The sequence below is a fragment of the Flavobacterium psychrotolerans genome (genome assembly GCF_003097635.1).
Taxonomy (GTDB): Bacteria; Bacteroidota; Bacteroidia; order Flavobacteriales; family Flavobacteriaceae; genus Flavobacterium; species Flavobacterium psychrotolerans.
In genome coordinates, this window is record NZ_QCZI01000014.1 from 1 (window position 1) to 12,936 (window position 12,936).

The window sequence follows — 12,936 nt, forward strand, 5'->3', positions numbered from 1 at the left end:
GGACGCCGATGTTGCATTACTATAAGTTGAATTCGTTGGCGTACCATTGGCTACGTTTGCCCAACCTGTACTTCCATTCGCAGAATATTGCCACTGGTAGGTTAAAGAAGGCGTACCCCCTGAAGCGGTAACTGTTGGAGAATAAGTCCCCCCAACGCAAATTGAAGCACTAGAAGGCTGTGCGGAAATGGATGGAACTGCAACAACTGTCAGAACCCCATTACTACTGGTAGCACTACTACACCCGGAACCGGTTGCTGATGCAATACATCGATAATAATAAGAACCTGCTGCTATATTTCCAGTTACTGAAAAACTGGACGCCGATGTTGCATTACTATAAGTTGAATTCGTTGGCGTACCATTGGCTACGTTTGCCCAACCTGTACTTCCATCCGCAGAATATTGCCACTGGTAAGTTAAAGAAGGCGTACCCCCTGAAGCGGTAACTGTTGGAGAATACGTCCCTCCAACACAAATTGAAGCACTAGAAGGCTGTGCGGAAATAGATGGAACTGCAACAACCGTGAATGTAGCTTTGTAATTACTACCACCGTTTGTAGCATATACCGTTCCTCCAGAACATGTTACTGAAGCATCAGAATAAACTTCCATAGTATAACTGCCCGAAGATAAGGAATTTAACAAATTCACATTGTATGTCAAAGTTTTCCACTGTTGGTCTTGTCCTCCGCATCCATTATTTGCCCCAGAGAAATAATTAACATTATTGGATATAAAAGAACCTGAAGGGCTTCCTGAATAAATTCGATAGTAAAGTCTCGTACTTGTTAAATCACAACCTCCACATTTGTATATATTATGCTCTGCTCCTTTGAATGTGAGACCAGTAGTTGCCCCTGCACAAAAAGTACCTAAATTAGCTCCGTTAAAATCTGGATTTCCAGTAGTTGCTTGCAAATCATAATAAACATCTGAACTCCCATTATTTATCGAAATAAAAGTTGTATTAAATCCAGCTGATTGAGCTAAAACGTTTAATGATAAAAAAAGAAATAACAGACTCCAATAGTTAACAGGATTAAAAGAACTGTTTTTCTTCACTTTCAATAGCGGAAATGATTTTTTGGAAATATCTACGTGTACTGTTTTTTTTCTTAAAGTAAAATTTTTCATGTGTGGTATTTGTTAGCTTTTTATAAGCGGGTATTACTACTTCCTTTCTCTTTCTTATGAGACTTTCAATTGTAAAAGTTAAACGGCAAAAAAATATTTATAAGCGTTATATTAGGAATCAATTAACATTATTTTTATTAGTTAATTAATGCAAAATATATCAACATTTCATCATTGGAATTACATTAATTTATTTCCACAAAAAAACAAACTACATCGATATAGTTGTTTTATTGATGCAAAACTAATATACTAAGTTACGCATTTTTACATTTAATTCCGATGAAAAAAACTCAATCAAATAACTATAACGTTTGCATGTTAATAAATAATCATTTTTAAACTTTTTTTTTATGATATATGTAAATATAAATTTAGCAATCCGTTATTTAACATTTTAAATTTTCAGCAAAAAAAACCATGCATTAGTAGATCAAAATATTGCGAAATTTATCCATCCCACTTAAATTAATCCATTATTTTATCAAATTCCTATAATAAAAACTGCTAATTCTTCTTTAAACCATAATCACAAAATAGAAGTGTTCACAAAAAAATATAAAAAATTATTTTTTTGTAATTCATTTTAACTAACTTTATAAAACACTTAAAATCAATTGTTATGACTGTAAATCAAATACTAAACTCGAAAGGAAAAGAAATTTTTTCTGTAGCTTCCACTATTACGGTATATGAAGCTATAAAAACAATGGGCGAAAAGAATATCGGAGCGGTTCTAATTATAGAAGATTCCGTTTTAAAAGGGATTTTATCTGAAAGAGATTATGCTCGAAAAGTAGTTTTGAAAAACAAATTATCAAAAGAAACTTTTGTTCATGAAATAATGGAGAAAGAGGTAGTTACCGTAAAACCATCCGACAATATAGATTATTGCATGGAATTAATGAGTACCCAAAGAGTACGGCATTTACCCGTAGTAGATAACAATGCAGTTGTAGGTATTATATCGATTGGAGATGTGGTAAAAGCTATTATTGAGAAACAAAAAGAGACCATTGAACATCTACATTCTTACATTTCACAATAGGGAAATAGAAATTATTTTTCACGTTAAAACAAGAAGTGTTTTTTAGCCATTGGTTTAAATTAAAAAAACCGTTCGACTTTGCCGAACGGTTTTTGTTTTATGCTTGTCCTGCGGGACCAAAATTGAGCGGAATTGCAGGTTGCTCGGTGTCCTTGATTTCTCCGTGAGAAACTTCAAAACGGTGAACATTTTCAGCCAATGCCTTTACCAGTCTTTTGGCATGCTGAGGAGTCAATACTATCCTTGATTTCACCTTGGCTTTCGGTGTACCAGGCATGATACAGACAAAATCTAAAACAAATTCAGATGCTGAATGGTTGATAATTGCTAGGTTGGAATAAATTCCTTCAGCAGTTGCCTCATCCAATTCAATATTAATTTGTCCTTGCGGTTGTTTTGAATCACTCATTTAATATCAGATTTTTTCCATTCCCCTCCCCATTGGAGAGGGTTATGGTAAAGATTAATAAATATATTCTTCTCTATTGGCCATCATTTCATTATAGTCCTCTTTTGAACCTACAATTGTATTGTCATATTCTCTCATACCTGTTCCGGCAGGGATTCTGTGACCTACAATAACATTTTCTTTCAATCCTTCTAAATAATCGATTTTACCTGCAACAGCAGCTTCGTTCAATACCTTAGTCGTTTCTTGGAATGATGCTGCAGAAATAAATGATTTCGTTTGAAGTGACGCTCTTGTAATCCCTTGTAGTACAGGAGTTGCAGTAGCGGTGATAACATCACGACCAACAACCAAGTTTTTATCCGTACGTTTCAATAAAGAATTTTCGTCACGCAATTCACGTGGAGAAACAATTTGTCCTGGTTTTAAATTAGTCGAATCACCTGCGTCTTCGACCACTTTCATTCCATACAATTTATCGTTTTCAACAATAAAATCTTTGGTATGTATCAATTGCTCTTCAAGGAATAAAGTATCTCCTGGATCTACAACTCTTACTTTACGCATCATTTGACGGATTACCACTTCAAAGTGTTTGTCATTGATTTTTACCCCTTGCAAACGGTACACTTCTTGAATTTCATTTACCAAATACTGTTGAACAGCAGCTGGCCCTTGAATTCTTAAGATATCTTCAGGAGTAATCGCACCGTCAGACAATGGAACTCCAGCTCTAACGAAGTCATTTTCCTGAACTAAGATTTGACTTGATAATTTAACCAAGTATTTCTTAACCTCACCAAACTTAGATTCGATAACAATCTCACGGTTTCCTCTTTTGATTTTTCCAAAAGAAACAACACCATCGATTTCAGAAACTACTGCTGGGTTTGAAGGATTACGTGCTTCGAGAAGTTCCGTAATTCTTGGCAAACCTCCCGTAATATCTCCAGCTTTTGAAGAACGACGTGGAATTTTCACCAATACCTTACCCGCTTTAATTTTCTCCCCGTTTTCAACCATCAAGTGGGCTCCAACTGGTAAATTATAAGAACGAATCAATTCATTGTCTTTTCCGTAAACCAATAATGTTGGAATTAATTTTTTAGTTCTAGATTCAGAAATTACTTTTTCCTGGAAACCGGTTTGCTCATCAATTTCAACCATGAACGATTGACCTTGCTCTAAATCTTCGTAAGCTATTTTACCGGTAAATTCAGAAACAATAACTCCATTATACGGATCCCATTTACAGATAATATCTCCTTTAACTACAGACTGGCCATCTTTAACGAAAATACTGGAACCGTATGGAATATTATGTGTACTTAGTAAAATACCCGTTTTAACATCTATTAATTTCAATTCCGTTGAACGGGAAACCACAATATCAACGGCATTACCTTCGTTGTCTTCTCCTTTAACGGTTTTTAAATCCTCAATTTCAAGTTTACCATTAAATCTTGTAACGATACTTGATTCTTCAGAAATTCCACCCGCAACACCACCTACGTGGAAGGTACGCAAAGTTAACTGAGTTCCTGGTTCACCAATAGATTGAGCAGCGATTACACCAACTGCTTCACCTCTTTGAGTCATTTTTCCGGTAGCTAAATTTCTACCATAACATTTGGCACAAATTCCTTTTGTAGCCTCACACGTTAATGGTGAACGCACTTCTACTTTCTCGATTGGAGAAGCCTCGATAGCTTTCATTATTGCTTCCGTGATTTGTTGACCAGAATGAACCAAAACATCCGAAGTTAAAGGATTGATTACATCTTGCAAGGCAACACGTCCTAAAATTCTTTCTCCTAAAGTTTCAACAATTTCTTCATTTTTCTTCAATGCAGCAACTTCAATTCCTCTTAAAGTTCCACAATCCTCGATATTAACAATAACATCCTGAGAAACATCATGCAATCTTCTGGTTAAATATCCAGCATCTGCTGTTTTCAATGCCGTATCCGCAAGACCTTTACGTGCACCGTGAGTAGAAATAAAGTACTCAAGAATGGAAAGACCTTCTTTAAAGTTAGAAAGAATCGGATTTTCAATAATTTCACCACCACCAGCATTCGATTTTTTAGGCTTAGCCATTAATCCACGCATACCCGTTAACTGACGAATTTGTTCTTTCGAACCCCTTGCACCAGAGTCAAGCATCATATACACAGAGTTAAACCCTTGTTGGTCTTCTCTAATGTTTTTCATAGCTAATTCTGTAAGTTGAGCATTTGCTGAAGTCCAAATATCAATAACTTGGTTGTAACGTTCGTTATTAGTAATAAGACCCATGTTATAATTTGCAGAAATTCCTTCCACTTGCTCACGAGCATCTGCAATTAATTTCGTTTTTTGTTCAGGTATTCTAATATCACCTAATGAGAAGGACAATCCACCTTTAAAGGCAAATTTGTACCCCATATCTTTCATATTATCCAAGAACGCAGCCGTAGTAGGTACATTAGTTACACTCAAAACGTGTCCGATAATATCTCTAAGGTTTTTCTTAGTTAATACATCATTAATATATCCAGCTGCTTCAGGCACCACTTCATTAAATAGTACACGACCAGCGGTAGTTTGGATAATTTTGAAAACCAAATCACCAGCTTCATTAAAATCTTTTGCTCTAATTTTCACTTGAGCATTCAATTCTAATCTGCCTTCATTCAAAGCAATATTTACTTCTTCCGCAGAATAAAAAGTCAAACCTTGACCTAGAATAGTCATTTCTGGAGTTGACAAACGTTCTTTGGTCATATAATAGAGCCCAAGAACCATGTCTTGAGAAGGCACCGTAATTGGAGCACCATTTGCTGGATTCAAGATATTGTGAGAAGCCAACATTAACAATTGTGCTTCCAAAATAGCTTCTGGTCCTAATGGTAAGTGAACCGCCATTTGATCCCCATCAAAATCCGCATTAAATGCAGTACATACTAAAGGGTGCAATTGGATTGCTTTTCCTTCAATTAATTTTGGCTGGAATGCTTGAATACCAAGTCTGTGCAAAGTAGGAGCACGATTCAGTAATATTGGGTGCCCTTTGATTACATTTTCAAGGATATCCCAAACTACAGGCTCTTTTTTGTCTATTATTTTCTTAGCTGATTTTACAGTTTTTACAATTCCTCTTTCTATCAATTTACGGATAACGAAAGGTTTGTATAATTCGGCAGCCATATCTTTAGGGATACCACATTCGAATAATTTCAATTCAGGCCCAACAACAATTACCGAACGAGCAGAATAATCGACACGTTTTCCAAGTAAGTTTTGACGGAAACGACCTTGCTTACCTTTTAATGAATCAGATAATGATTTTAATGGTCTGTTAGATTCAGTTTTAACTGCAGATGCTTTACGAGTATTGTCAAATAATGAATCTACAGATTCTTGCAACATACGTTTTTCATTTCTTAAGATAACTTCTGGAGCTTTAATCTCCATTAATCTTTTTAGACGGTTGTTACGGATGATTACACGACGGTATAAATCATTCAAATCCGAAGTTGCAAAACGACCTCCATCAAGTGGTACAAGTGGACGTAATTCTGGTGGGATAACCGGCACCACTTTCATAATCATCCATTCCGGACGGTTTTCACGGTTCAAGTTAGACTCACGGAAAGATTCAACTACTTGTAATCTTTTTAGCGCTTCTGTTTTACGTTGTTTAGACGTTTCATTGTTAGCACTGTGACGCAATTGATAAGACAATTCATCTAAGTCAATACGAGCCAATAAGTCCATAATACATTCTGCTCCCATTTTGGCAACAAATTTATTAGGATCAAAATCGTCCAAATATTGATTGTCTGCAGGAAGTGTATCCAATATATTTAAATATTCTTCTTCTGTCAAAAAGTCCAATCTTTGCAGTGATTCTCCTTCTGGAGTTTTAGCAATACCAGCTTGGATTACTACGTATCTTTCGTAGTAGATAATCATATCTAATTTCTTAGACGGAAGTCCAAGGATGTAACCAATTTTATTAGGAAGGGAACGAAAATACCAGATGTGAGCAATTGGCACAACAAGATTGATGTGACCAACTCTGTCTCTACGTACTTTTTTCTCGGTAACTTCAACTCCACAACGGTCGCAGATGATTCCTTTGTAACGTATTCTTTTATATTTACCACAAGCACATTCAAAATCTTTAACAGGCCCGAAAATTCTTTCGCAGAAAAGACCATCACGTTCTGGTTTGTGTGTTCTATAATTGATAGTTTCTGGCTTCAATACCTCACCTCTTGACTCGGCCAAGATGGATTCTGGAGAAGCTAATCCTATCGAAATTTTGTTGAACCTTTTAACAGGGTTTTTATCTCTATTATTATTTCTATTATTCATCATAGTTTTTACTATTGATTTATTTGCAATTAAAAATTGATTTTGTACAGACGTTGCAATGTAACGTTTCTACTACCTCGGGTTACTTCTCTAAACTTCAAAAAAAATATGAAGTGCTAATTATACCATTTATTTCTATATAAAAAATCGGAACGGTTTACGGGTATAAATCCTAAAAACTCTTATAAAATACCAAAGTAGAGGCGTTGCGATGCAACGTCCCTAGCTGAGGCAGATAATTATTTATTCTTCTAAACGAATGTCTAATCCAAGACCTTTTAATTCATGCATTAATACATTGAATGATTCAGGCAATCCCGGTTCTGGCATCACTTCTCCTTTTACGATTGCTTCGTATGTTTTAGCTCTACCGATAACATCATCTGACTTCACAGTCAAGATTTCTCTTAAAGTACTTGAAGCTCCATAAGCCTCAAGAGCCCAAACCTCCATCTCTCCAAAACGCTGACCTCCAAATTGCGCTTTACCACCTAATGGTTGTTGCGTAATTAATGAGTATGGCCCTATTGAACGTGCGTGCATTTTATCGTCAACCATGTGACCCAATTTCAACATATAGATTACTCCAACAGTTGCTGCTTGGTGGAAACGTTCTCCAGTTCCTCCATCATAAAGATAAGTATGTCCAAAACGTGGAATTTCAGCTTCGTCAGTCAATTCATTGATTTGATCAAGAGTTGCTCCATCAAAAATAGGTGTAGCATATTTTCTACCTAATTTTTGTCCAGCCCAACCTAAAACCGTTTCATAAATCTGACCAATGTTCATACGAGAAGGTACTCCAAGTGGATTCAATACAATATCAACTGGTGTTCCGTCTTCAAGGAAAGGCATATCTTCATGACGAACAATACGAGCAACAATACCTTTGTTACCGTGACGTCCCGCCATTTTATCCCCAACTTTCAGTTTACGTTTTTTGGCAATATATACCTTAGCCAGTTTCAAGATTCCTGCTGGCAATTCATCCCCAACGGTAATTGTGAATTTCTCTCTTCTTAACGCACCTTGTAAATCGTTCAACTTAATTTTATAGTTATGGATCAAGTCGTTCACCATTTTATTGGTAAGATCGTCAGAAACCCATTGCCCTTTGCTTAAGTGAGCAAAATCTTCAACGGCATACAACATTTTTTGAGTGTATTTTTTACCTTTTGGCAAAATCTCTTCACCCAAATCATTCATTACACCTTGAGAAGTTTTTCCGTTTACGATTAAGAACAATTTCTCTACCAATTTGTCTTTTAATTCGACAAATTTCGTTTCGAATTCCATTTCTAAAGCGCCTAAAGCATCCTTATCTTGGGTACGTTTGCGTTTATCTTTTACTGCTCTTGCGAACAATTTTTTGTCTAAAACAACACCATGTAAAGAAGGAGACGCTTTCAAAGAAGCATCTTTTACATCACCTGCTTTATCCCCGAAGATGGCACGAAGCAATTTTTCTTCTGGAGTAGGATCTGATTCTCCTTTTGGAGTAATTTTTCCGATAAGAATGTCACCAGGTTTAACCTCGGCTCCAATTCTAATCATACCGTTTTCATCTAAATCTTTAGTAGCTTCTTCTGAAACGTTTGGAATATCATTAGTAAGTTCTTCATTACCTAATTTAGTATCTCTAACTTCCAATGAATAATCATCAACGTGAATAGAGGTAAAAATATCGTCACGAACCACTTTTTCAGAAATTACAATCGCATCCTCAAAGTTGTATCCTTTCCATGGCATAAACGCCACTTTAAGGTTACGACCTAAAGCCAGCTCCCCGTTTTGAGTCGCATAACCTTCAGACAATACTTGTCCTAGAACCACTCTATCCCCTTTTCTTACGATAGGCTTAAGGTTGATACTTGTACCTTGATTGGTTTTTCTAAATTTAATTAGATTGTATGTTTTTTCATCAGGTTCAAAACTTACCATTCTTTCTTCTTCAGAACGATCGTATTTGATAGTGATGATATTAGCATCTACATATTCAATAACTCCGTCACCTTCTGCATTTATTAAAACTCTGGAATCAGAAGCCACTTGACGCTCTAATCCAGTTCCAACAATAGGAGCTTCAGGACGAATTAACGGTACGGCCTGACGCATCATGTTAGATCCCATCAAGGCTCTATTCGCATCATCATGTTCCAAGAAAGGAATCAAAGAAGCGGAGATAGAAGCAATCTGGTTTGGAGCAACATCCGTGTAATGCACTTGACTTGGAGATATAACAGGGAAATCACCTTCTTGACGCGCAATAACATTGTCGGCAGTAATTTTTCCTTTCGCATCCATTTGAATGTTTGCCTGAGCAATAAGTTGCCCTTCCTCTTCTTCAGCACTCAAATATACTGGAGTAGATTCTAAATCGACTACACCATTTGTAACTTTACGGTACGGCGTTTCGATGAAACCCATTCCGTTTACTTTTGCATAAACCCCAAGAGATGAAATCAAACCAATGTTAGGTCCCTCAGGAGTTTCAATTGGACATAAACGCCCGTAATGCGTATAGTGAACGTCACGAACCTCAAAACCGGCTCTTTCTCTTGAAAGTCCACCTGGTCCTAGAGCAGATAATCTTCTTTTGTGCGTAATCTCAGCTAATGGATTCGTTTGATCCATAAATTGAGACAACTGGTTTGTACCAAAGAAAGAGTTGATAACTGATGATAATGTTTTGGCATTGATCAAATCAATAGGTGTAAACACCTCGTTATCTCTAACGTTCATTCTCTCACGAATGGTTCTGGCCATACGAGCCAAACCAACACCGAATTGTTGAGACAATTGTTCACCAACTGTTCTCACACGACGGTTTGATAAGTGATCAATATCATCAATCTCAGCTTTAGAGTTGATCAATTCAATCAAATATTTAACAATGGTAATGATATCTTCTTTGGTAAGCACTTGCTTTTCCATCGGAGTATCAAGACCAAGTTTTTTGTTTATTCTATAACGACCTACTTCACCTAAGTTGTAACGTTGGTCAGAGAAGAACAATTTATCTATAATACCACGAGCAGTTTCTTCATCAGGCGGTTCTGCGTTACGCAATTGTCTGTAGATATGCTCAACGGCTTCTTTTTCAGAATTGGTTGGATCTTTTTGTAACGTGTTGTGAATGATAGAATAATCTGTTTGATTATTGCTTTCTTTATGCAACAAAATAGATTTTACGTTAGAATCAATTATTTCTTCCACGTTATCTTTGTCAAGAATGGTATCCCTGTCAAGAATAATCTCGTTACGTTCAATAGAAACTACTTCGCCAGTGTCTTCATCCACGAAATCTTCATGCCATGTGTTCAATACACGAGCGGCTAATTTTCTACCGATATATTTTTTAAGTCCTGTTTTAGAAACTTTAATTTCTTCAGCTAGGTCGAAAATCTCTAGAATATCCTTATCTCTTTCAAAACCTATGGCACGGAATAAAGTGGTTACAGGTAATTTTTTCTTTCTGTCGATATATGCGTACATAACGCTATTGATATCGGTAGAAAATTCTATCCAAGACCCTTTAAAAGGAATTACTCTTGCAGAATATAATTTGGTTCCATTTGCATGGTAAGATTGCCCAAAGAAAACCCCTGGTGATCTATGCAATTGTGAAACAACAACACGCTCAGCACCATTGATAACAAAAGTACCACTAGGTGTCATGTAAGGAATGGTACCAAGATACACATCCTGAACAATCGTTTCAAAATCTTCATGTTCTGGATCTGTACAATACAGTTTTAACCTTGCTTTTAAAGGCACACTATAGGTAAGTCCTCTTTCAATACACTCTTGAATGGTATAACGGGGTGGATCCACAAAGTAATCAAGGAATTCCAATACAAAGTTGTTTCTTGTATCTGTAATTGGAAAGTTTTCCATGAAGGTGTTATATAACCCTTCGTCGCCTCTTTCGTCAGATTTAGTTTCCAATTGGAAGAAATCTTTAAACGACTTAACCTGAACATCTAGAAAATCTGGATAATCAGGAATATTTTTTGTAGAGGCAAAATTCAATCTTTCAGTCTGATTTGTTATCATCAATGGACAAAATTTTGATTAAAAAAAGTAATTTTTTGTGCAAAAACACTGTTTAATTTATACTTTCTTTTTTAATCAATACCTCTTTAAAAATAATTCAAGAGCGAACTCTTTTATTGATTTTCTTTCATCGTATTGATTTAAAAACACTTTCGTATTTTAAACTAATTTATTTTAAAATTTTATTATACGAAAAATGGTTTAGGCCATTGAAAGTATATTTCAAGACCTAAACCTATTCTCAAAGCGAGTTGAATTATTTTAATTCAACAACAGCTCCAGCTTCTTCCAAAGATTTTTTAAGACCTTCAGCCTCATCTTTAGTTACACCTTCTTTAATGTTAGATGGAGCAGCGTCCACTAAATCTTTAGATTCTTTAAGACCTAAACCTGTAAGTTCTTTTACAGCTTTAACTACAGCTAATTTAGAAGCTCCAGCTTCTTTCAATACAACTGTAAATTCTGTTTGTTCTTCAACAACAGCAGCATCTCCACCACCAGAAACCACTACAGCAGCAGCAGCTGGTTCGATACCATACTCGTCTTTTAATATTGTTGCTAATTCATTAACTTCTTTTACTGTTAAATTAACTAATTGTTCTGCGAATTGTTTCAAATCTGCCATTTTTTCTATCGTTTTAAAATGATTTGTTAAATATAATTTGTTTATTGTGCGCGTTGTAATGCGGCTAATTTAAACTAATAATTATTAGTTTAATTAAGCAACTTCTTCTTTGAATTGGTTTTGAAGAGCTGAAATAACTCTTTGGGCTGGTGATTGAAGTAATCCAATGATTTCGCCAATAAGTTCTTCTTTAGATTTAATAGTGGCCAAGGCATCTAGCTGATCATCTCCAATATAAACTTCAGCATTGATGTAAGCCCCTTTCAAAATTGGCTTAGCATTCTTTTTGCGAAAATCTTTGATTATTTTTCCAGGTGCGTTAGCAACATCCGCAATAAAAATAGCGCTATTACCTGTCAATACAGAAGGTAAATCTCCATAATCATTAGCTGAAGCTTCCATAGCTTTTGCAAGCAAAGTGTTTTTAACTACCTCTAATTTTATACCAGCTTTAAAACAAGCTCTTCTCAAGTTTGAAGTTGTTTCTGCATTTAGTCCAGAAATATCTGATACATAAACAATATTTGTACCAGCTAACTGCGCAGTTAAATTTTCAATCGCGATTGATTTTTCTTCTCTAGTCATACTATAAAGTTTTAACTACCAATTATACTGCTTTAGGGTCCAATGCGATTGCAGGACTCATAGTGCTAGTTAGGTAAATACTTTTGATGTAAGTTCCTTTAGCCGCAGTTGGTTTAAGTTTGATTAATGTTTGAATAATTTCGTGAGCGTTATCTACAATTTTATCAGCATCGAAAGAGATTCTTCCGATTCCTGCATGTACAATACCTGTTTTATCAACTTTAAAGTCAATTTTACCCGCTTTCACTTCTTGAACAGCTTTTGCAACATCCATAGTTACAGTACCTGTTTTAGGGTTTGGCATTAAACCTCTTGGTCCTAAAATACGACCTAAAGGACCTAATTTCCCCATAACTGCCGGCATAGTGATAATTACATCAACATCTGTCCAACCGTCTTTAATTTTCTGTAAATAGTCATCCAAACCTACATAGTCAGCTCCAGCCGCTTTAGCTTCCGCTTCCTTGTCTGGAGTAACCAATGCAAGAACCCTCACATCTTTACCAGTTCCATGTGGCAATGTCACCACACCTCTTACCATTTGATTTGCTTTTCTTGGATCTACACCCAAACGAACTGCAATATCTACTGATTCGTCAAATTTAGCAGAAGCTATAGTTTTAATTAATGCAGAAGCATCTTTTAGAGAATATAGTTTGTTCTTTTCAATTTTTGAAGCAGCTTCTTTTTGTTTTTTTGTCAATTTTGCCATGT

The 12,936-nt window shown here is 35.8% G+C and carries 8 protein-coding genes; 1 reads left to right on the forward strand and 7 read right to left on the reverse strand.

The window, feature by feature from the left end; genetic code table 11:
* A partial coding sequence (locus DB895_RS10825) for a type II and III secretion system protein family protein (protein ID WP_133242667.1) occupies positions 1–1,137 on the reverse strand: 1,137 nt, incomplete at its 3' end.
* 622 nt (positions 1,138–1,759) lie between these two features.
* Between DB895_RS10825 and DB895_RS10830 the strand changes: the two genes are divergently transcribed.
* The gene (locus tag DB895_RS10830; protein ID WP_116725387.1) at positions 1,760–2,185 is read left to right on the forward strand and encodes a CBS domain-containing protein; all 426 of its coding nucleotides are present in this window, start codon (positions 1,760–1,762) and stop codon (positions 2,183–2,185) included.
* Positions 2,186–2,282: 97 nt separating this feature from the next.
* On the opposite strand, the gene DB895_RS10835 is transcribed toward DB895_RS10830, so the two are convergent.
* From DB895_RS10835 to rplA, 6 genes are all read right to left on the reverse strand, one after another.
* Positions 2,283–2,594, reverse strand: coding sequence for a DUF3467 domain-containing protein (locus DB895_RS10835; protein WP_116725388.1), 312 nt, complete (start codon positions 2,592–2,594; stop codon positions 2,283–2,285).
* Positions 2,595–2,648: 54 nt separating this feature from the next.
* The gene (gene rpoC, locus DB895_RS10840; protein ID WP_116725389.1) at positions 2,649–6,959 is read right to left on the reverse strand and encodes a DNA-directed RNA polymerase subunit beta'; all 4,311 of its coding nucleotides are present in this window, start codon (positions 6,957–6,959) and stop codon (positions 2,649–2,651) included.
* 240 nt (positions 6,960–7,199) lie between these two features.
* Complete coding sequence (rpoB, locus tag DB895_RS10845) at positions 7,200–11,012, reverse strand: DNA-directed RNA polymerase subunit beta (protein ID WP_116725390.1); 3,813 nt, start codon at positions 11,010–11,012, stop codon at positions 7,200–7,202.
* Between the two features lie 256 nt (positions 11,013–11,268).
* Positions 11,269–11,637: a 50S ribosomal protein L7/L12 gene (gene rplL / locus DB895_RS10850; RefSeq protein WP_116725391.1), complete on the reverse strand. Its 369-nt coding sequence runs from the start codon at positions 11,635–11,637 to the stop codon at positions 11,269–11,271.
* A gap of 93 nt (positions 11,638–11,730) precedes the next feature.
* Positions 11,731–12,222 carry a 50S ribosomal protein L10 gene (gene rplJ, locus DB895_RS10855; protein WP_116725392.1) on the reverse strand — a complete coding sequence of 164 codons (492 nt, stop codon included), beginning with the start codon at positions 12,220–12,222 and terminating at the stop codon, positions 11,731–11,733.
* A gap of 22 nt (positions 12,223–12,244) precedes the next feature.
* Positions 12,245–12,934: a 50S ribosomal protein L1 gene (gene rplA / locus DB895_RS10860; protein WP_116725393.1), complete on the reverse strand. Its 690-nt coding sequence runs from the start codon at positions 12,932–12,934 to the stop codon at positions 12,245–12,247.
* Positions 12,935–12,936: the final 2 nt, after the last annotated feature.